The organism is Streptomyces sp. YJ-C3, from assembly GCF_053891275.1.
In genome coordinates, this window is sequence record NZ_CM132685.1 from 4,423,250 (window position 1) to 4,442,024 (window position 18,775).

The 18,775-nt window shown below is 69.3% G+C and carries 17 protein-coding genes and 3 pseudogenes; 12 read left to right on the forward strand and 8 right to left on the reverse strand.

Going from position 1 to position 18,775, the window contains the following annotated elements:
• The first annotated feature begins 523 nt into the window (after positions 1–523).
• From ACVHNB_RS19800 to ACVHNB_RS19810, 3 genes are read left to right on the forward strand one after another with little or no spacing between them, the layout of a single operon-like run.
• Complete coding sequence (locus ACVHNB_RS19800) at positions 524–1,000, forward strand: hypothetical protein (protein WP_456228785.1); 477 nt, start codon at positions 524–526, stop codon at positions 998–1,000.
• Positions 898–2,127: a hypothetical protein gene (locus ACVHNB_RS19805; protein WP_456228786.1), complete on the forward strand. Its 1,230-nt coding sequence runs from the start codon at positions 898–900 to the stop codon at positions 2,125–2,127. Before ACVHNB_RS19800 ends, ACVHNB_RS19805 begins: the two co-directional genes overlap by 103 nt.
• The gene (locus ACVHNB_RS19810; protein ID WP_456228787.1) at positions 2,127–2,843 is read left to right on the forward strand and encodes a helix-turn-helix domain containing protein; all 717 of its coding nucleotides are present in this window, start codon (positions 2,127–2,129) and stop codon (positions 2,841–2,843) included. Before ACVHNB_RS19805 ends, ACVHNB_RS19810 begins: the two co-directional genes overlap by 1 nt.
• Positions 2,844–2,949: 106 nt before the next feature.
• Here the strand turns inward: ACVHNB_RS19810 and ACVHNB_RS19815 are convergent, their stop codons facing one another.
• Positions 2,950–3,126, reverse strand: coding sequence for a hypothetical protein (locus ACVHNB_RS19815; protein WP_456228788.1), 177 nt, complete (start codon positions 3,124–3,126; stop codon positions 2,950–2,952).
• 1,067 nt (positions 3,127–4,193) lie between these two features.
• On the opposite strand from ACVHNB_RS19815, the gene ACVHNB_RS19820 reads away from it, so the two are divergent.
• Positions 4,194–4,628, forward strand: a complete 435-nt coding sequence (locus ACVHNB_RS19820; RefSeq protein ID WP_456228789.1) for an acyl-CoA-like ligand-binding transcription factor — start codon at positions 4,194–4,196, stop codon at positions 4,626–4,628.
• 243 nt (positions 4,629–4,871) lie between these two features.
• Here the strand turns inward: ACVHNB_RS19820 and ACVHNB_RS19825 are convergent, their stop codons facing one another.
• Positions 4,872–5,480 (reverse strand): TetR/AcrR family transcriptional regulator, encoded by a 609-nt coding sequence (locus ACVHNB_RS19825; RefSeq protein WP_428949787.1) that lies wholly within the window; start codon positions 5,478–5,480, stop codon positions 4,872–4,874.
• 61 nt (positions 5,481–5,541) lie between these two features.
• Here ACVHNB_RS19825 and ACVHNB_RS19830 point away from each other — a divergent pair, with 61 nt between their 5' ends.
• From ACVHNB_RS19830 to ACVHNB_RS19840, 3 genes and pseudogenes are all read left to right on the forward strand, one after another.
• A complete protein-coding gene (locus ACVHNB_RS19830; RefSeq protein ID WP_456228790.1) occupies positions 5,542–6,807 on the forward strand; it encodes a flavin monoamine oxidase family protein in 1,266 nt (421 codons plus the stop codon).
• Positions 6,753–7,163, forward strand: coding sequence for an SDR family oxidoreductase (locus tag ACVHNB_RS19835; RefSeq protein ID WP_456228791.1), 411 nt, complete (start codon positions 6,753–6,755; stop codon positions 7,161–7,163). The genes ACVHNB_RS19830 and ACVHNB_RS19835 overlap by 55 nt, the downstream gene beginning before the upstream one ends.
• A 10-nt stretch (positions 7,164–7,173) precedes the next feature.
• A pseudogene (locus ACVHNB_RS19840) lies at positions 7,174–7,350 on the forward strand (IS5 family transposase); the annotation flags it as partial.
• 518 nt (positions 7,351–7,868) lie between these two features.
• On the opposite strand, the gene ACVHNB_RS19845 reads toward ACVHNB_RS19840, so the two are convergent.
• Positions 7,869–8,264: a VOC family protein gene (locus ACVHNB_RS19845; protein WP_428957402.1), complete on the reverse strand. Its 396-nt coding sequence runs from the start codon at positions 8,262–8,264 to the stop codon at positions 7,869–7,871.
• A 142-nt stretch (positions 8,265–8,406) separates the two neighbouring features.
• Positions 8,407–9,033 (reverse strand): TetR/AcrR family transcriptional regulator, encoded by a 627-nt coding sequence (locus tag ACVHNB_RS19850; RefSeq protein ID WP_456228792.1) that lies wholly within the window; start codon positions 9,031–9,033, stop codon positions 8,407–8,409.
• A 99-nt stretch (positions 9,034–9,132) separates the two neighbouring features.
• On the opposite strand from ACVHNB_RS19850, the gene ACVHNB_RS19855 reads away from it, so the two are divergent.
• The 3 genes from ACVHNB_RS19855 to ACVHNB_RS19865 all read left to right on the forward strand — a co-directional run bounded on the left by ACVHNB_RS19855 (position 9,133) and on the right by ACVHNB_RS19865 (position 11,679).
• Complete coding sequence (locus ACVHNB_RS19855) at positions 9,133–9,786, forward strand: CatB-related O-acetyltransferase (protein WP_428957400.1); 654 nt, start codon at positions 9,133–9,135, stop codon at positions 9,784–9,786.
• Between the two features lie 71 nt (positions 9,787–9,857).
• Entirely contained in the window at positions 9,858–11,051 is a 1,194-nt protein-coding gene (locus tag ACVHNB_RS19860; protein ID WP_456228793.1) for a macrolide family glycosyltransferase, read from the forward strand.
• Positions 11,052–11,106: 55 nt separating this feature from the next.
• Positions 11,107–11,679 (forward strand): NADPH-dependent FMN reductase, encoded by a 573-nt coding sequence (locus ACVHNB_RS19865; protein ID WP_456228794.1) that lies wholly within the window; start codon positions 11,107–11,109, stop codon positions 11,677–11,679.
• Here ACVHNB_RS19865 and ACVHNB_RS19870 read toward each other — a convergent pair.
• The 3 genes and pseudogenes from ACVHNB_RS19870 to ACVHNB_RS19880 all read right to left on the reverse strand — a co-directional run.
• Positions 11,630–12,014, reverse strand: a pseudogene (locus ACVHNB_RS19870) (transposase); the annotation flags it as partial. The gene ACVHNB_RS19865 and the pseudogene ACVHNB_RS19870 sit on opposite strands and share 50 nt — an antisense overlap.
• 1,533 nt (positions 12,015–13,547) lie before the next feature.
• Positions 13,548–14,051 (reverse strand): GNAT family N-acetyltransferase, encoded by a 504-nt coding sequence (locus ACVHNB_RS19875; RefSeq protein WP_428957397.1) that lies wholly within the window; start codon positions 14,049–14,051, stop codon positions 13,548–13,550.
• A gap of 881 nt (positions 14,052–14,932) precedes the next feature.
• Positions 14,933–15,577 (reverse strand): annotated as a pseudogene (locus ACVHNB_RS19880) (IS5 family transposase); the annotation flags it as partial.
• Positions 15,578–15,793: 216 nt separating this feature from the next.
• On the opposite strand from ACVHNB_RS19880, the gene ACVHNB_RS19885 reads away from it, so the two are divergent.
• Entirely contained in the window at positions 15,794–15,979 is a 186-nt protein-coding gene (locus ACVHNB_RS19885; protein ID WP_428957396.1) for a hypothetical protein, read from the forward strand.
• Positions 15,980–16,084: 105 nt separating this feature from the next.
• Positions 16,085–17,269 (forward strand): IS701 family transposase, encoded by a 1,185-nt coding sequence (locus ACVHNB_RS19890; protein ID WP_428957395.1) that lies wholly within the window; start codon positions 16,085–16,087, stop codon positions 17,267–17,269.
• A gap of 955 nt (positions 17,270–18,224) precedes the next feature.
• Here the strand turns inward: ACVHNB_RS19890 and ACVHNB_RS19895 are convergent.
• On the reverse strand, positions 18,225–18,470 hold the full coding sequence (locus tag ACVHNB_RS19895; protein ID WP_456228795.1) for an ANTAR domain-containing protein: 246 nt from the start codon (positions 18,468–18,470) through the stop codon (positions 18,225–18,227).
• Positions 18,471–18,775 lie beyond the last annotated feature (305 nt).

An 18,775-nucleotide genomic window follows, 5' to 3' on the forward strand; every position in this document is an offset into this window, starting at 1 on the left:
TGGACGCATCCAGCTACAACGCTGCTCTCGCCGACCTGCGCACGGTGCGCGACGACATCAAAAAGGCCCGGGCCGCCCTCGCCAAGCTGGAGGCCGAACGCGACAAGCACCTCGCCCGACTGGCCGGCTACGCCAAGGCCAAGGCCGAACGCATCGCCCCGGCCGCCGGCCTGAGCCTGGCCGAAGTCGTCGCCCGCGTCCCGGCCCTGGCCCCGCAAACGCTGGCCGGCACGGCCCCCGCAAAGCACCAGCCCCCTGCGCCGACGCCCGAGGCCGACCCCACGCTGCCGCACGCGCCACAGCCCCACGTGCCCCCACCCGCCACGGCGCCCGAGCCCGCGGCCGACGAGGGCCCTGATGCACCCCCCACCCGGCTCCCGCGCCGCCTGCAGCACAGGCTCCGCCCGGGGCCGCCCCCGCACGGCAGGACGAGCCGCGCACCCTGCCCTCGATCCCCGACGGCCAGGAAGGCGAGAGTTGGTTCGCCCACACCAGGAGCCTGGCCTCCACTCGGCCCAACTTCGTGCAGCAGACCCGCTCCACCGTCTTCCTCGACACCGACACCGGGATCCTGGTCCACCGCAACGACACCCACCACCTCGATCTCGGCACCCGTTCGGCCGCCGAGATCCTCACCGCGGTCTGCCACGTGCTGCCCGACGGCGCCGACCGCATCTACATCACCGCGGGCGCCCCCTGGCACCGCGACGCCGAGCGCTACCCCTACCTGCGCGACGCGGTCGCCGCCTGGCTGAATGCCCCCGCCCCGGGCTGGCGCACCGACACCGGCCGCGGCCGCGACAAAATGGCCGGACACTTCGTCCACGCCCGCCACCCCGTCGCCCGCTACATGCGCGACGGCGGATCTGCCCACGTGGAAATCCGCTCCATGGGGGAGTGGTTCGACCTCCAGCCCGAGGACCCCCCCCGGCCATCGCCCGCGACGCCTTCGTCCTGCTCTGGCAGGCCCTGCGCCGCCACTTCGACGACGCCGTCCTGATGGGCTCGCCCTCCCAGACCGGCCGCGACCTGTGGACCCGCACCATCCCCGCCCGCGGCCAGCACAGCGAGGGCTTCCCCGTCCTGTCCGAAGAACTGCGCGGCCTGCTGCACGCCACCGCCGGACAGGGCCGCAACGAGCTGATCGCCCCGCCCCGTGTGCCCGAACGCCTGCCCCAACTTGTCGAGTACGACCGCACCTTCGCCTACGCCAAGCACACCTGGAAATCCCCCATCGGCACCCCCCGCCGCATCACCGGCCACCAGTTCAGCGCCTGGTCCGAGAAGGAACAGGCCCGCGCCCTGTACGGGTGCGGGCACTGGCACATCCGCGTCACCGTCCCCAATACCTGGGACCACGTCGGCCTGCTGCCCGCCCCTGCCCCCGGCGACCGTGCCTGGCACTACCCGGCCACCCCCGGTGCCACCTTCACCACCTGGGCCGGCGGGCCGGAAGTCCACACCGCCCTGACCAACCCGCTCACCCCGTGGAAGATCCAGGTTCTCGACGGCATCCTGTGGGAGGACGGCAAACCACTGGACGACTGGGCTAAGAAACTCAAGGAAGCCTGGGCCACCCTCACCGCCCAGGCTCACTTCCAGCAAGACCCGCCTCAGGCCCGCGCCGCGCACCTCGCCGCCCGCGCCGTGCGCTCCATCCTCCTGTATGGCATCGGCTCCTTCGCCCAACGCCCCCGCATGGTCACCGGCACCACCCCCCGTACCCAGGAGCGGGACGTTCCCGCGGACGCCGAAATCATCGGCCTTAACGACGAGTTGATCACCTGGCAGCGGCCCACCGGCTTCAGCCGCGACCCCAACGCCCACCCCGAATGGGCCGCCGCCATCTGGTCCGGCGCCCGCGCCGCCCTGCTCACCCAGCGCCACCGCGCCGACGACACCCACGCCGGCGCCCTGCACGCCGCCCCCGGCACCGTCATCGCCTTCCGCACCGACGCCCTCTACCTCACCCAGCCCCAGGCCTGGCCCTATCACCAACAGCCCGGCGACTACCTCAAAAAGGGCCACCTCACCGGCCCGCTGGCCGCACCCACCAGCGAAGAAGAACTCCTGGCCCTGCGCGACGCCGGACGCACCGCCCTCACCACCCCGGCGGCGAGTGTCTGATGCCTCCACGCCGCCGACCGGCCGCCCCGGCACCCCAGTTGAACGAGGCCGCCCAACTCGCCGACCAACTCCAGCAAGCCGGCTGCACCAAACGTGACATCGCCAGCATCATCGACCGCGACCCCTCCCTGGTCTCCCAGTTCTACACAAAGAACAAAGGCGCCGCCTTCGTCCCCGCCCTGCGCCAGGTCCTCGCCGCCATCACTACCGCCGGCATCACCGACCTGACCGAACTCGCCGCCCTCGCCGCCCGTCACACCACCCGCCGCACCACCATCAAAGGCACCCGCGCCCGCGTGCGCACCAAGGCCGTCCTGATCACCCCCACCGGTACCGGCACCGGCCGTGTTGCCGCCCAGGCCATCGCCTCCGGCTCCGCCCGCCTGCGCCCCCTCATCGCGGAAGCTGCCCGCCGCGGCCTCAGACTCGCCTTCACCGTCCGCGTCCACAAGTCCGGCTACGTCCTGCCCTCCGGCAGCCGCACCGACTCACCCGGCATCCGCCGCGACGTCATCCAGCGCACCGACCACACCGAAGAACGCTCCTACGGCTCGGCCGCCACTGGCGGCTTCGACGCAGCCGGCTTTGCCCGACGCGTCGACGCGGCAGGCGGCGACGTCACGGCCGCCGTACAGCAGTGGTTGATCGAGACCGGCCGTATCCAACCCGACGCCCGTATCGTCCACCTCGAAGTACGCACCTGGCAGCCCCGCTGACACGCGGGCAGGAGAGGCCCGGCAACGCCGTCGAATTGCGGTGTTGTTGTGGGGTCGTGATGGGTCTGTGGGCGGTCGTGTCCGGGTTGGGATTAGGCGCTGCACCTCACTGCTGTGTGGTGCCGTATGTCCAGGTGATCAGCTCACGGACCATCTCGAGCACGACGTGCTGCCGGTGCGCCGGCCAGGCCGGCGTGGACAGGACGACGACGAGGACGACGGGCAGTGGCGCAGTGCCGGCAGCAGGCGCGCGGTCCGCTCTGCAGGGAACACGGTCGACCATCCGTTGACTGGTGTGTGGGGAGTGCTTCAAGGGCTGAGGCCACGGGCAGACGGGCCGACTGTGACCGCGATCGGTAGGACACTGCGGTGCGCGGGGGCCGGACGTGCCGAGCGGCCGGCGGTGCGGGCGGACGTGATGCGGAAGAGGAACTCACCTGACACTCCGGTCGAGTTGTTGTCTCGGATGTCTCCTCCTGCGTCGGATCCGTCCCGCTGCCCCACGCGTTCTCCAACATTTTGGTTCGCGGAGCACATGCGGCGAGCGGCGTGGGGAGAGTCCCGCAGACGCACATACGACAGGTCACGGCCCGTCGCCAGGCGGACCGGACGGCAAGCAAAAGGCAAGGGCGGGCATGTCACCTGACGGCACCGACGGGCGCGACGACACCGTGCGCCCTCGGCGACCGCCGCGCCCCGCCAGCCAGGGCAGCGGGCCTCGTCTGCCCGGACAGCCTCCGAAGGCCCCGGAGCAGTGCGGTGACACGACCGACTCACAGGCCGACGGACGGCTCTTACGTGATCGGCAGATCGTCGACACACTGGCCCGGGCCCCGGTACGACCGGTCTGTCGATGAACTGGTCCGTTGCGCGCTCGCGGTGCTGAACGGATGGATGCGCCTGGGCAGCATTTTCGAACGCGTCACCCACCGGGGCTTCGGTGGCCTTCCCCACGACACCCAGGACCTCAAAGAGTTGGGGCGTGACGGCGACCTGCGCCAGGAGCCGGCCATGATGACCGCGGCCCGGGCCCTGCCGCGATTGCGGCAGCGCGCCCTGGTCGAGGGCGGCTGGACAGCCAGGAACGGCACCTCAAGGCCGTTGGGCTGCAGCGCACCAGCCACGACCTCCCGCACCATGACGCACGCCTGGCCGAGGTACTCGGGAACATGTGGGTGGCCGCGGTCCTTGAAGAGATCCAGGATCCGCGCACCCGGGCGGCAGCAGCCCTGACGTACGACGGATACTCGCAAGAAGAGATCCGACACATCCTGGACGCACCCTCGGCTCGAGCCATCGAAGGGCTGCCTCAGTGCCGTCACGATCTACCGGTACTTCGACAGCAAGGAAATGCTCGTCCTCGAAGGGTTCCAGGAGAAGTACGGGCCCTGCCTGAGCACGTTGCGTGCACAGACCGCGGAAGAGGACGTCCCGACCGTCCTCAGCCGGGCCGTCTGCGCGCGCCTCACGATGACAGCCGAGGACCGCGAGCGCGTGCTCATGGCCGGAGACGTGATCGACGAAGCGCCCGCTGCCCGCGCCCGCCTGTGGGACATCCTCGCCGAACACCGCAGCGCAACCGCACATGCGATCGCGGAACGCAGCGGAGCCGCACCCGACGACATGGCCGTGCAACTCTCCGCGCGCATCGCGGTACTCATCGCCGAGACAGCCGGCGACCGTTTCCGGGCCAACCCCGGCGGTGCCGAACCGCAGGACATCGCCCGAGACCTCATGCGAGTACTGCGGGACGGCAAAGTGGTGCTGCCCGACCCGGACGCGTGACCTCGACGGCGGGAACTGCCGGACCATAGGCACCGTGCCCGGGCTCAAACCGACCCGGCACGGACATGCGGGTGACCAGCGCTGCCGTGTTACGGCTCTGCAGCCACACTGGCCCGGGGCCGGTGACCTCGAAGACCAGTCCCTGGCCGCACTTCAGGGTCTCCGTCAGCCCGTGGGGGCGGGGTTTGCCCGGATGGCCCGGTCGGCGGTTCGCAGGTGCGGGCCGGTCCACGTCGCTGCGGGTTATGCGCAGGGCGGGGTGGCGTCCGTCGTCACCCCGTCGATGAGATCGCGGACGAGTTCCGCGGCCTGGGACCGGGCCTGCTCCGGTGCGTCGCTGTCGGCGATCGCGAGGGACAGTTCTGTGAGCGCGCCGTAGAAGGCCCCGGCTACCAGGTTGGCCGGGTGGGGACGTAGGCGTCCGGCATCGAGCGCGGCATTGACGACGTCGAGGACCAGGGCGCCGAGGTGGAGCTGGTCCAGCTCACGCCAGCGTTGCCAGCCCAGGGCGATGGGCCCCTGCTGGAGCACGATGTGCCGGTAGGCGCCGTCGCTGCAGACGTCGAGGAACGCGCCGACCGCCCGGGAGGCCCGCTCACGCGGATCGTCCACGGGGGCGATCGCCGTCCGGATGTGCTGGGTGGCCTGCCGCTCCAGCTCCTCGAAGACTGCTGCGAAGAGGCCGGGCTTGCCGTCGAAGTGGTGGTAGAGAGCGCCTCGTGTCAGCCCTGCGGTACGCACCAACTCCTCTGCGGAGACGCTGGCGTAGTCCCGCTCGGTGAAGAGCCGCAGTCCCGTCTCGAGCAGGGCGCGGCGCGTGTTCTCCGCGTACTTCTCTCGCAGCGTTTCCATACGCCATGGATATCACATACGTTGTGTATGTCAGATGCGTTCTGTATGAGAGGTGGACGTGGTGGAGAAGTCCGTGGACGTCGTGATCGTCGGCGCCGGAGTGGCCGGGCTGGTGGCCGCCCGTGACCTCGTACGGAACGGGGCGGATGTGCTCGTCCTGGAGGCACGCGACCGTGTCGGCGGACGCCTCCTGAACGGCGAGCTGCCAGGTGGCGCCCCCATCGAGGTGGGCGGGCAGTGGGTCGGCCCGACCCAGCGTCACGCCATGAAGCTGATCAGGGAACTCGGCCTGCGGACCTACCCCACGTACGGCGACGGTGAGCACATCGCGGAGTTCCGCTCCACCCGCTCCCGGTACAAGGGCCGCATCCCCAAGCTCAACCCGCTCGTCCTCGCCGACATCGGACAGGCCCAGTACCGACTGGACCGGACAGCCCGGCAGGTCGCGGCGGCCGAGCCGTGGCTGGCGCCCCGGGCCGAGAAGCTCGACCGGCAGACCTTCGACACCTGGCTGCGCAGGACCGCGCACACCGAAGGCGGCCGGGACTTCTTCCGGCTGGTCACCGAGGCGGTCTTCGCCGCCGAGCCGGAAGACGTGTCCGCGCTATGGGCCGCGTTCTACATCGGCGCCGCCGGAGGCGTCGACCAGATGATCAACGTCGAGGGCGCAGCCCAGCAGGACCGCGTCGTCGGCGGAACGCAGCGCATTGCGCTCGAACTGGCGGAGAAGCTCGGGGGCCGGATCGTCCTGGAGGCGCCCGTCACCGACATCGACTGGCGGCCCACAGCGACCTCCGGCGTCCGCATCACCACTCGCAGCGGCCTGACCGTCCGCGCCCGGCGGGCCGTAGTCGCCGTCCCGCCGCCGCTGGCCGCCCGTATCCGCTACACCCCGGGTCTGCCCGGCGACCGGGACCAGCTCGTCCAGCGGATGCCGATGGGCCGCGTCATCAAGATCAACATCGCCTACGGCGAGCCGTTCTGGCGCCACGCCGGCCTCAGCGGCCAGGCCAACAGCACCCACCGTCCCTTCGGCACCGTCCTCGACAACACACCTCATGACGGGTCGTGCGGCGTGCTCGTCGGCTTCCTCGAAGGACGCCACGCCGACACCGGCTCCCGCATGGACCCCGACGAGCGCCGCGCCATGGTGCTCAACGATCTCGCCGGTTACTTCGGCCCCAAGGCTCTCAACGCCATCGCCTTCATCGAACGCGATTGGGCGACGAAGCTGCGGCCGACGGACTCGCGCGCGAGATCGGCGCCACCGCGGTGCGGATCGATCTGCAGGACGAGTCAACGCTCGCGGCCGCGGCGGAGCGCCTGAAGGAGGGCGGCGTCGACCACATCGTGACGACCGGCTCGGCGCCGCACGACGTCCGCGCCATCGAACTGGACCGCGACAAACTGCTCGCCGCGTTCGCGGCGAAGGTGATCGGCCCGCTGCTGGTCGCCAAACATTTCGCACCGGTACTGCGGCCCACCGGGTCGCTGGTGCTGTTCTCCGGTGTGGTCGGCTGGCGCCCCGGGCCGGGATCACTCGTCAAGGGGGTCACGAACGGCGCGGTCGAGTACACCGCGCGCCACCTCGCGGCGGACCTCGCTCCTCTTGGGGCAGGACGGCGAGCCTGTTCGAGCTACCCTCGCGGGCGCGGGCCCGGGCGGAAGCTGTCCCAAGCCTGACGACCATGGTCTGGGACGCTCACGTGGTGGGTGGACCACAAAGATTCACCTGGCCTGTGGGCAGAGGCAGCGGCCGTTGTCGGTGCTGATCACGGCCGGACAGCGTGGTGACACCCCGCAGTTCGTCGCCGTGCTAGAAGCCATTCGCGTGCCCTGGCTCGGCGCGGGTCGTCCTCGTATCCGCCCGATGCGGGTGCGGGGTGCGGGGTGACCGGCTCAAGCGCAACCGTGCCGTGACCACACGGTTCGACAAGCTGGCCGTGCGTTACCTGGCGGTCGTCCAGGACGCAGCGATCAACGAGTGACTGTAGGCGGCCCCGTGCGATGCCGACCCGATCGGATACCGGCACAGGGAGAGGACCGTCCCGATGGGGGCCAGAGGCTACGGCGTGGTCAGCGAGAACGGCGACCACATTGAGGGCGCCTCCGAGGACGCCTTGTTCGAAATGATCAGCGCACTCGACGGCACGGACACACGTTCATCGTCATCGAGCCTGATGCGGACGCCCCCACCTGGTACGCGTCCGTGGCCGTTCTGGAAGAGGGCGGATACGAGATCGTTCGCCGTGACTCAGCCCGCCACGAGCACAAGGTTCACGCGGAAGACGACATCAGCCGGATCGCGCTTGACCTCATCGCCTGGCTGACCGCACGCAACTTTCCAGGGCGGCCAGCCAGAAGGGTCACCGACTCCTAAGACACCGCCTAGTCCTGCGGTGCCAAGGTGCGCAGGACGTCGAACTCGTTGCCCTCGGGGTCAGCCATGACCACCCAGTTCCGGCCTGGACCCTGGCCGACGTCCGTCCTGGTCGCGCCGAGGCCGAGCAGCCGGGTCACCTCGTCCTCGGTGCTGCCGTCGATCGGGCTGACGTCGAGGTGCAGCCGGTTCTTGACGGTCTTGCCCTCGGGCACACGAATGAACATTAGGGTGGGCGGCATCTGGCGGGCCCGGATCTCCTCGACGGTCGGCACCCAAGAGCCGATCTCGACCTTGCCCTCGCTCCGGTCGATCACCTTGAAGTCCAGGACCTCGCACCAGAAGGCCGCGAGCCTCTCCGGATCATGGCAGTCAACGGTCAACTCGGTGAACCTGCTTGCCATGCTTCCCCCCAATAGTGCGAACGGCGCTCAGCATAGGCCGCCCGCCTGCAGATCCGAGATCCTTTTGGCCAGGGACATCAAACGGGCTTGATCCAGAGGAAGCCGCCTACCGGCGGGTTCCTTGCGCCCTGCTGTAGCTCGGTCACACGCTCTCTTCCCGACGAACGGAGAAGGCACCCGCGGCAGCCGCCAGGACCGCCGCCTCGGCGGCCCGTTCCGGGAGTTGCGGGTCCGGATCCGCACGCAGGAGCACGAGCTGGTGGTAGAGCGGCGCCGTGGCGGCGATCAGCAGGCTCCGCGCGTCCGTGTGCTGTACGGGGAGTTCACCGCGCTCGATGGCGCGCTCGACAAGGATCTCGCACTGCGCGTACCGGTCCGTCCACAGCTGCGTCTGGGCCCGCGCGGCCTGTTCGGAGTGGAACGAGGCGGCCATGAGGGCGACGGCGAACGACGGCTGTAGGACCAGGGATTCCTGGATCTCCTGGTTGAGGGCGGTCAGATCGCGGCGCAGCGAGCCGGTGTCCGGTGGCTGCCAGTCGATCTCGCCGGCGGCGTCGATGACGTCGACGAGCAGGCCGCCGACATCGCGCCACCGTCGATAGACCGTGGCGCGGTGCACTCCGGCGCGCGTCGCGACGCCCTCCATCGTGAGTCGTTCGTGACCGCCTTCAGCGAGTTCGGCTCGCACCGCATCGAGAACCTGGGCGCGGATGCGGGCGGTGCGGCCGCCCGGACGGCGGTCCGGCGTCGTGTCCAGTGGGTCTGTCATCGGCAATCAGTATCCGGTTGATCAAGGCGGCAGGGCTGTGCCAGCATCTTAACGCGACAACTGTCGCCCTAGGTTCACCAGAGAGGAACCAACTCCGCGATGCCACCCGTTCCCGCTGACCCCACCGTGCTCCACCCGATGCCCGAGCATCCTCGCGTGGTTCTCCTCAAGCCGTTGGTGAAGTCGCCGTTGATCGAGGTCGGTGACTTCTCCTACTACGACGATCCGGACGATCCGACCGCGTTCGAGTCGCGCAACGTGCTGTACCACTACGGTCCCGAGCGGCTTGTCATCGGCAAGTACTGCGCGCTGGGCACGGGCACCCGGTTCATCATGAACGGAGCCAACCACCGCATGGACGGCCCTTCCACTTTTCCGTTCCCCACCATGGGCGGTTCCTGGGCGGAGCACTTCGACCTGATCACCGGCCTGCCCGGCCGGGGCGACACGGTCGTCGGCAACGACGTGTGGTTCGGCCACGGCGCCACGGTCATGCCCGGTGTGCGCATCGGGCACGGCGCGATCATCGCCGCCGGCGCCGTGGTCACCGGCGACGTCCCCGACTACGGCATCGTCGGCGGCAACCCCGCCCGGCTCATCCGCACCCGCTACGACGCCGCGGACATCGCCCGGCTCCTCGCCGTGGCGTGGTGGGACTGGCCCGTGCAGCACATCACCCGGCACGTACGGACGATCATGTCGGGGACCGTCACCGACCTGGAGCAGGCCGCCGCGCAGACCGACCAGCCCTGACACCGGGTCTCGCCCCACCGCCCGCACCCGTCCCGCACCCATCATCCCGCGCCAGAAACGAGTGATCACCCATGTCCCGTAGCCGCGCCCACATCGCGATGGTCGGTGTCCCCATCCTCAGCCATGTCCTGCCCAGCCTCGCGCTCATCCGTGAACTGGTGGCCCGCGGGCACCGGGTCACCTACGCCAACGATCCGCTCGTGGCCGACCGGATCGAGTCCGCCGGTGCGGCACTGGTGCCCTGCACCTCCACATTGCCCGTCGCGAACAACAACTGGCCCGCCGATCCCATCGCCGCGGCGAGTCTCTTCCTCGACGACGCCGTCCAAGCGCTCCCCCAACTGCACGCCGCCTACGACGACGATCCGGCCGACCTGTACCTCTACGACATCGGCGCATACGCCGCACGCGCCCTCGCCGAAAGCCAGGGCCGTCCCCTCGTGCAGCTGTCCCCGACGTTCGTCGGCTGGGACGGCTACCAGGAGGAAGTCGCGGCGCAACTGCGGAAGTTGCCGGGCGCCGACGCGTACCGGGGCAGGTTCGCGCGGTGGCTGGCCGACTGCGGGGCAACCACCACGGACGTGGACGCCTTCTCAGGGCCGCCCGCCCGGGCCCTCGCCCTGATCCCGAAAGCGATGCAGCCGCACGCCGACCGCGTCGACACCAACACAGTGACCTTCACCGGCCCCTGCTTCGACGCCCCGGCGGACACGGATGATTGGACCCGCCCGGCGGACGCGGACAACGTACTGCTGATCTCCCTCGGCTCCGCCTACACGCACAGGCCGGAGTTCTACCGGCAGTGCCTCGCCGCCTTCGGCGACCTGCCGGGCTGGCACGTCGTCCTCCAGATCGGCAAACACACCGACCCCGAGGCACTCGGCACCATCCCGCCCAACGTCGAAGTGCACTCCTGGATCCCCCAGCGGGCGATCCTCGGACAGGCAGATGCCTTCGTCACCCACGCCGGCATGGGCGGCAGCGGCGAAGGGCTCCTCGCCGGCGTCCCCATGATCGCCGTCCCGCAGGGAGCCGAGCAGTTCATGAACGCCGACAAGCTCGTGGAACTCGGCGTCGCCCGCCGCGTGGACACCGCCGACGCCACCGCCGAAACTCTCCGCACGGCACTGGACGACCTGATGTTCGATCCGGAACGCCGCGCCCGATCCCAGCAGTTGCAGGCCGCCGCCCGCGCCGAGGGCGGCACCCCCCGCGCCGCCGACCTCATCGAGAACATGCTGGCCACCCCCGGCCTCACATCCTGACGACTGCCGCTCGCCTCGCCCGCCCCGAACCCCTCACGTACATGTGGAGACCTTCATGCCCACGATAGGCATCATCCTCGGCACCACCCGCCCCGGCCGCCTCGGACCGCAGATCGCGCAGTGGGTCGAGAAGACCGCCGGCGCGCGGGACGACGCCACGTTCGAAGTCGTCGACATCGCCGACTATCACCTGCCCCTGTTCGACGAGCCGCGCACACCGCGCCTCGGCGACTACGCGCACGACCACACCCGCACCTGGGCCGCCACGATCGACGCGCTCGACGGATTCGTTTTCGTCACCCCCGAGTACAACCGCTCGATCCCCGCCGCACTGAAGAACGCCATCGACTTCGTCTACAACGAATGGAACAACAAGGCAGCCGGGTTCGTCGGCTACGGCAGCAACGTCAGCGGCGCCCGCGCCCTCGACCACCTCCGGCACATCGCCGGCGCGGTCCAGCTGACGGCCGTACACACCCAGGTCCACCTCTCGCTGCAAAGCGACTTCGAGCAGTACACGTCCTTCGCACCCGCCGCACGTCACGAGAGCGCCCTGCAGCAGATGCTCACCGAGGTCGTCACCCTGACCTCAGCCCTCGCACCACTCCGCACGCCCCGGCCCAGATGAGGGTGGCAGCGAAGTGCAGCGCTGCCCGGTAGGCGATTGCGAAGTTGCCCGTTCGCATGGTCAGACCCCGCCACTGCTTGATCCGGCAGATGCATCGCTCGACCGTGTTGCGCTGCTTGTACGCTTCGGCGTCCAAGTCGAGTGGCCGGCCGGCCACTCGACCCACCTCGACGCCAACAGCGACCGACCTGGTCGGACGGCTGGGGAACGACAGCGCGGATCCCGCGTCGGCGGAAATGCCTGCGGATCGCGCGTGACGAGTACGCGCGGTCCGCCAGAACGGTGTCCGGTCGAGTTCTCGGTCTTCCCGGCCCGCTTCGTGGAACACGGTACCGGCCATGACAGCCTCGACTGCCCGACAGCCCGAGCCTGGGGTTCGCGTGGCTTTGGACGCTGGTCGCGTCAGACGGTCGACAGCACCCCGTGGCGTGCAACTCAGGACGCTCTGCGCTCCTTGGATATCGGCCACGACGTGGCCTGCTCAGCGAAGTCGATTTGACTGCGACCAGCCTGCCCGGACTCCGCGGCCCGGAGTCGGTCGACTCAACGAAGGGACCAAGGACCTGCTAGCCGGGGCTTTCGCTGGCAAGGGTGCTCATTCACCGCTCATAGCATTGCGTACGTAGATGAACCTCAGGACTCCTGAAGGGCAATCCGTATGCGTAAGGCAGTAGCTACCGCAGCCGTTCTCATCGCGTCTGTCTGTGGCGTTCTCGGCGTAGCCGCAGCGGCGGCGTTCGTCGAGTCTGAGCACCACACCGCACCGATGGTGGAACCGCTCTCGGAGTAGGGCCCGTCCGCCCGACCTGCCAACGGCTTGGGGCTGATGTCCCGTCCATGCCGGTGCCCAGGGCGACTGCATGACCTTCCCCCGGCACGCCAAGTGCTGCGCCCCAGGCCTCGTACGTGGCAGGACTGAGCACATGTCGGGCGAGTGCGCGCCGCTCGGCCTCGACCTCCCGCGGAGCGCGAGCCGGGTCGTGCAGCGCGGGAGGGCGAGCGAGGTAGAGGGCGAGCAGCCACTCGGGACGGACGGCGTCCCGGTCGCCTCCCTCCATGGCGCCCGAAGCGGGGCCATGGGCAGCGGAAGGGCGCGGCAGGAGGTGAACAGCGGCGGTGCCCCTTGCCAGCCCGGCCGTCACCGTCGACGTCCGCGTGCAGGACGCTCCCGTTGGCCGACCCGGTATCCGCCCAGTCGGGCATCCGCAGGTTGCAGTACCCGGTCGGGTTCGCTGGTGGCCGGTACAGAGCAGCACGCCTTGGTGGTGGGTGGTGAAATGAATCCACCCCCAGCGCAATGGCGAGAGAGCATCTGGGCCGGACTGCCCATCGGGCCGGCTGGCAGCGAGCCCCATGCGAGCGGCCAGTAGGGCTACCGCTAAAGGACGGCGTTCGACCTCTGAGGGGCGTCCGGCAGTCGCCTTCGGTAGCTTGCGGCGACACCGGGCGAGACGGCACCTCGACCAAGCGCAGCAAGCCCAACCTCTCCCTATCGTGCCGGGCGATCTTGGCGATGGCCGCCTTGCCTGTTCCGCTCGTGGGCTTGCCGCAGGAGAGCGTGGGGCTTGGTGGCGACCTGGCGGTCTTGGCCTGCTGAGCAGGAGCGCGGGCGGAACCTTCGTCGGACGCCAAGGCAAGACCGCGACATCGTCGACACGCCGATGTGGCTCCTGCGCGCGGGATTCGTCTCCGGCGAGACCACCCACATCGAGGGCGGCACCCGCCACAAGACCCCCTGACGCCCGACCCGCGAGTGCTACGTGCCCCCGACGACCCCACCGGAAGTGGGGACATCCAGGAACGGTTCCGCTGGATCAGAAACGGACTTTAGTCCTGCCCTGATGAAGCTCTGGGAGCATGCTCTCGCGTCACGGCAACGGGCGGGTCAGCCAGAGCACCTCGCCGTTGTCTTCGACAGAGACGTGATCCCGCTCGAAGCCGAGTTTCTCGAGGACCCGGAGCGACGGGTTGTTCCACGAGCCGACGGTCGCCCAGAGCCGCTTGCGGCCAGTCGTGACAGCGGCATCGAGCACCGCGCGGGCCGCCTCGGTGGCGTAGCCACGTCCCTGCACGCACTGGAACAGCTCATACGCGATCTCAGGCTCCTCCAGGGTGGAGCGGCCGATGATCAGCCCGCAGTAGCCGATGAAGTCGCCCTCGTCGCGACGCTGGATGGGCAGCAGGGCGATCCCCGTAGTCATCGTCGCGGCGCGCAGCTCCGCGATCGACGTCCGGGCACGCTCAACCGTGGGAGTTCCCTTGCCGCGCTCGGAGAGGAGGGCGCAGAACTCAGCGGCGTCCGAGTCGGCCCACGGCCGCAGGATCAGCCGCTCGGTCTCAAGGTGGAACGGCAACGTCTCGTACGTGGTCATGTCCCCACCCTGCCCCACGGAACATCACGACCTGCGGTCGTCGCCCCGCTCAGCCGCGGTGAACGCCAGGCGCACCGAGAGCTTCCCAGCCCTCGACCAGAGGCATCTCTCTCAGCGTCGAACACGGGGCGCTATCTGGGCGCGTACGAACCATGCTTCAACGGAGGGAGCGGGGCCGACAGCGGAATAGTCCGCGACAGAGGCCGGATTGGAGTGCTCGTGGCGCGATCGGTGTCGAACGGCGGTCAGGACCGCCAGACGGAAATGCAATGGTCGGTCTCAATATCAAGCGGCGGCCCTGTCCCTGATGCTGCGTCCGGCCCGACGGCGCTGCTGCGGGGGCGGCCATAGCGACGCGGGCCGAGCCCGGTGAACGACGGGGCAGTCCAAGAGGGCTCCGGAATCGTGATCACACCAGACACGACTAGGTCATCGCCCGGCGGCTGCAGCTACGAACCAGCCTCCAGCAGTGGTTTCCGTCCGGGCACTCGGGCAACAGCACTCCGAAAACCGCGAAGAAGAGCAGCGGCACACTGGACACCACAGCCATGATCAGGAATCATCCGCGTGCCTCTCGCCGGTCCCCCACGTGAACCACCACCAATCCCACGGCCGGCGCCAGCACGGCAGCGAACAAGGCCATCAGGACGAACGCCCAGCCGATCTCCCGCCGCACGCCCGGCCACCCCAACGCATGCGTGATCGCCGGGGCAAACAGGAGGACAGGCGCAGACGCCCACCACCACGACAGTGCCCTACTGATCCGGTCCCCACGTGCAGGCGCCATGTAGGTCGGCCTCATGCCCCCGCGACGGCTCTCCGGAGCGATCCCAGACGATGACATGACCGCATCGTAGGGGGCTGAGGACACATGTGCCCCTCTTGTCGGCCGCGAGACTGTCCGGCTTCTTGCGCGGCCGGCCCGGGCCAGGTCTGGGAACTCTTCTCCAGAACCGGCCTGAACTGGGTGCAGTCGGCTCGTTGTCCCGGAGTGACGATCAAGGACAACGGGCGGCAGCGGCCGTCCGCGCTCAGGTGGAGCTTGCTGGTGAACCCGCCGCGCGAGCGGCCCAGGCCTTCATCTGCAGCACCACCTCCGCCAGGCGGGCCAGCAGGCTTTGCCACGGGGGCTCGGCCTGGTGTTCGCTCTCTGCTGTCCCCTTTGACGCAAAGGCCCGGTGGTGGATCGCTTCGAGCGCCGGCCGCATCTTGATGGGCCCGCACGATGGTGGAGTCCACCGCGATGTCCCAGTCGACTTCACCAGTGGCGTCGGCCGCGGCCTGGACCTGCTGCAGCAAGCGTTCCCATGTGCCGTCGGCAGACCACAGCCGATGGCGCTCATAGACCGTCTTCCACGGGCCGAACCGCTCGGGCAGATCCCGCCACTGCACGCCGGTCCGCACGCGGTGCATGATGCCGTCGATCACCTGCCGGTGATTCCGCCACCGGCCGCACGACCGTTGCTGACCGGCAGGAACGGCTTCAGCCGTTCCCACTCCGCGTCCGTCAGGGCACCCCGCCCCATGCCCACACCAACGATGCGGACACGCAGGAATTTCGTAGTCGTCCAGGCCAAGCCCTAGCGGGGCAACCATCCCTCTCTTTCGCACGTCATGCGTTCGCGGCATCATCGCCGTTCGAGTGCAGGGAGCTTCCTGGGGCGGAACGTTCCCCAGCGCTCCGCGCACTTCGATGACGTGGACGCCGTAAACCGAGATACGTCTGGTTGAAGAGGAGAAGCATGCTGCAGTTGTTGTACTTCGCCCTGGGGACGGGAGCTGTGGTGATTTCGATCCCCTTCTTCGTCATCGCCTTCGCCATGGCCAGATTCGACAAGGGCTTTAAGCCCAGGCCCATGATGGCCGCGCTGAACGCACTGGTGGGAGCTGGCCTCATAGGGCTCTGCCTGTGGCTCTTCTCGCTATGAGAACCCGTCAGGCTCTCCTGCTCCGAACATGATCGACCGGACATGTCCTAGTAGGACTTTGTTAGGTGGCTGGTCAGGTTCGGGGCCTGGTAGTTCGCTGGGGGTATGACTCCGGAGGAGCTTGCCGGGTGCCGTGACCGGCTGGAGGATTTTGCGGCGGAGGTGTTCGCGCCGCTGGTGCGGTCGGATCAGCGGGCCAAGGGCGGCCTGTACTTACGGGGCCTGCTGCTGGACGGTCGGCGCAAGTCGATGCAGCCGATGGCCCGCCGGCTCGGCGTCGATCATCAACGGCTGCAGCAGTTCGTCACGTCATCGACCTGGCCCATGGCCGCAGTTCAGCACAGGCTGGCCCGGCGGGCGGTGGCGGTGGGCCGGCCGGAGGTGTGGGTGGTGGATGACACCGGCTTTCCCAAGGACGGTGACCTGTCGCCCGCGGTGGCCGCGCAGTACTGCCCGCCGCTGGGCAAGACCGCCAACTGCCAGGTCACGGTGAGCGTGCACGCGGCCACCGACCGCGCGTCCTGCCCGCTGACCTGGCGGCTGTTGCTGCCTGAGAGCTGGGACGGGCCTGATGCCGCGCGGCAGCGCCGGCATCACCGGCCCAAGTGGCAGCTGGCACTCGACATGCTCGATGAGCTGGCCGGGCTCGGTCTGCGGCCCGCAGTGGTGGCCGCCGACGCCGGATACGGCAACAACGCTTCCTTCCGCCACGGGCTCGAAGAACGGCAGCTGGCCTACGCGCTGCAGGTCAAGGGCGAGCTGACGGCCTACCCGGCGGCCATCGAACCCGTCACCCTGCCCTACGGTGGACTGGGCCCACGGCCGCTGCCCCGCTACCGCACCCGTCCGGTCAGCCTGCGTGCACACGTGCGGGCCGCGGGCCACGGCCAGGCCGTCACCGTCGACTGGCGCCGAGGATCGCGAGGCCGGATGCGGGCCCGGTTCGTGTTCCTGCGGGTCCGTCCGGCCGGTCGCCGCCCCAAACCCGCCGACGACGGCACCTTCGGTCTGCGCTGGCTGATCGCCCAGTGGCCCCAGGACACGGACGAGCCGGTCAGATACTGGCTCTCCAACCTGCCCGCCGACCTCCCGCCCCGTGTCCTGGTCCGGCTTGCCAAGACCCGCTGGCGCATCGAGCACGACTACCGCGAGCTGAAGACCGGGCTCGGACTCGACCACTCCGAGGGCCGGTCCTGGGACGGCTGGCACCGCAACGTCACCCTGGTGACCGCGGCCCACCTCTTCCTGACCGAACAGCGCACCGACCCAAAAGCCCCGGCCGGGGCCTGACCCTCTACCAGGCCCTCGCACAACTACAGCAACTGCTTGCCACCTGGTCAGGCCACTGCCCGACCTGCCACCAACCCGCACCCCGGCAGCCCTACGACACCACCCAACAAAGTCCTACTAGTTGGGCGGTCACGAAGGTGCGCCTCCGGGCGGTGGGGCTCTTTCGTCATGCCCGTCCGGCCCGTAGCCAGGGCCGGTCGGCCCCTCGCGGAGCTGTCTTCATGGCTGGATGGTGCCCATGCTGGGGTGGCGCCCCAGCTATGGCGGTCCGCCGGTGCGGCGGGAGCGCTGGCGGCCCGTCGCCGCCCCGCAGGCCCGGTCGCGTGTACTCCCCGGTTCCGCGACCGGGCCCACCTCAACCGGGGGCGCCTGCGCGCGGGAGTGTGCTGGCATCCCCGGGAGTCGCAGTCGACAAGGCCCATCGGCGTAAGGCGCGTCAGCTAAGGGGCTGGTCCCCAGTAGGGCCCTGTTCACACCTGTTGAAATACGGACCGTATCGAGCCAGCGCCCCCACCTACTCCGGACGGTGGGGCCGTTCCGTCATCGGCCACAAAGAGGCGACTTGGCTATGACCCGACGCCCTGAAGCGGGTCTCGTCACCACACAGCGGGACGGTGCGTGGAGGCGTTCCAGTGACGTCCGGCGGTGCCGTACAGGCCGCACCCCGGAGAGCAGTTGCCGGTTGCCGTGCGCCGGAATGCCACTTCGTTTACTGGCTATCGCATTGCACAACGGCTAGACCTGTGGTCGGGCACTGCAGGGATATTGACGACTGCGCCGTAAACAGCGCGCGGATGGTTCTGCTGACGGCCTGCCGTGCCCCGCCGGCCGTCAGCAGAGCCGCACTCCCCGGACAGGGCCTCAGCGTGCAACGGTTCCCCGACCTGTCCCCACAGACCTGCGCGACGTGGGCTCAAGCCATCCCAGGACCTTAACGACGCGCGTTCCCACCCCGTTATCCACGAGTGCCGGTCCGAGCCTCCACGATGCCGCGCACCACCTCCACAACGGTGCACTGCTCATCCCGTACTTGTTGGCGCAGCCAGGCCATGGCCACCTCGACAGGAACGCCGTGCTGGGCCGCGAGCAGGCGCTTGGCCTGCTCGATCAGGACCCGCTCGGCCAGATTCTTTTCCAAGTTCTCCGTCTGGGAGCGGCTTTCTTCCACCGGGCGCTGTAGCTCCAGCGTGCCAGCCACCACGTCCGGTGGTCACCCATTGGGGCGCCGGTGTTCGCACGCCCAGACCACCGGCCCGACGCCGCTCAGCGAGACGTGCCTATCCTGCGCGGGGCGCAGACGGACATGGACCGGCCTTCTGCTCTGCCCGACCTGCGGGCATGTGGGCTACAGCGGCACCATTGCCCACTTCGACTCGAGCGGATACCCCGTCGCGTGCACCTTGGCTGACGGCCAGGAGTGGGCCTGATGCTATGAGGACAACGTGTGACTCGACCCACTACAAGGCGACCGATCCGAAGAATCCGGCTTCAAAAACGGCTCTGGAT

What these genes read in the sequence shown, in the direction of transcription:
- ACVHNB_RS19810 (WP_456228787.1), top strand. Translation starts at nt 2,127, where the DNA reads ATGCCTCCACGCCGCCGACCGGCCGCCCCGGCACCCCAGTTGAACGAG.
- ACVHNB_RS19815 (WP_456228788.1), bottom strand. Translation starts at nt 3,126, where the DNA reads ATGGTCGACCGTGTTCCCTGCAGAGCGGACCGCGCGCCTGCTGCCGGC.
- ACVHNB_RS19820 (WP_456228789.1), top strand. Translation starts at nt 4,194, where the DNA reads ATGCTCGTCCTCGAAGGGTTCCAGGAGAAGTACGGGCCCTGCCTGAGC.
- ACVHNB_RS19825 (WP_428949787.1), bottom strand. Translation starts at nt 5,480, where the DNA reads ATGGAAACGCTGCGAGAGAAGTACGCGGAGAACACGCGCCGCGCCCTG.
- ACVHNB_RS19845 (WP_428957402.1), bottom strand. Translation starts at nt 8,264, where the DNA reads ATGGCAAGCAGGTTCACCGAGTTGACCGTTGACTGCCATGATCCGGAG.
- ACVHNB_RS19850 (WP_456228792.1), bottom strand. Translation starts at nt 9,033, where the DNA reads ATGACAGACCCACTGGACACGACGCCGGACCGCCGTCCGGGCGGCCGC.
- ACVHNB_RS19855 (WP_428957400.1), top strand. Translation starts at nt 9,133, where the DNA reads ATGCCACCCGTTCCCGCTGACCCCACCGTGCTCCACCCGATGCCCGAG.
- ACVHNB_RS19860 (WP_456228793.1), top strand. Translation starts at nt 9,858, where the DNA reads ATGTCCCGTAGCCGCGCCCACATCGCGATGGTCGGTGTCCCCATCCTC.
- ACVHNB_RS19865 (WP_456228794.1), top strand. Translation starts at nt 11,107, where the DNA reads ATGCCCACGATAGGCATCATCCTCGGCACCACCCGCCCCGGCCGCCTC.
- ACVHNB_RS19875 (WP_428957397.1), bottom strand. Translation starts at nt 14,051, where the DNA reads ATGACCACGTACGAGACGTTGCCGTTCCACCTTGAGACCGAGCGGCTG.
- ACVHNB_RS19885 (WP_428957396.1), top strand. Translation starts at nt 15,794, where the DNA reads ATGCTGCAGTTGTTGTACTTCGCCCTGGGGACGGGAGCTGTGGTGATT.
- ACVHNB_RS19890 (WP_428957395.1), top strand. Translation starts at nt 16,085, where the DNA reads ATGACTCCGGAGGAGCTTGCCGGGTGCCGTGACCGGCTGGAGGATTTT.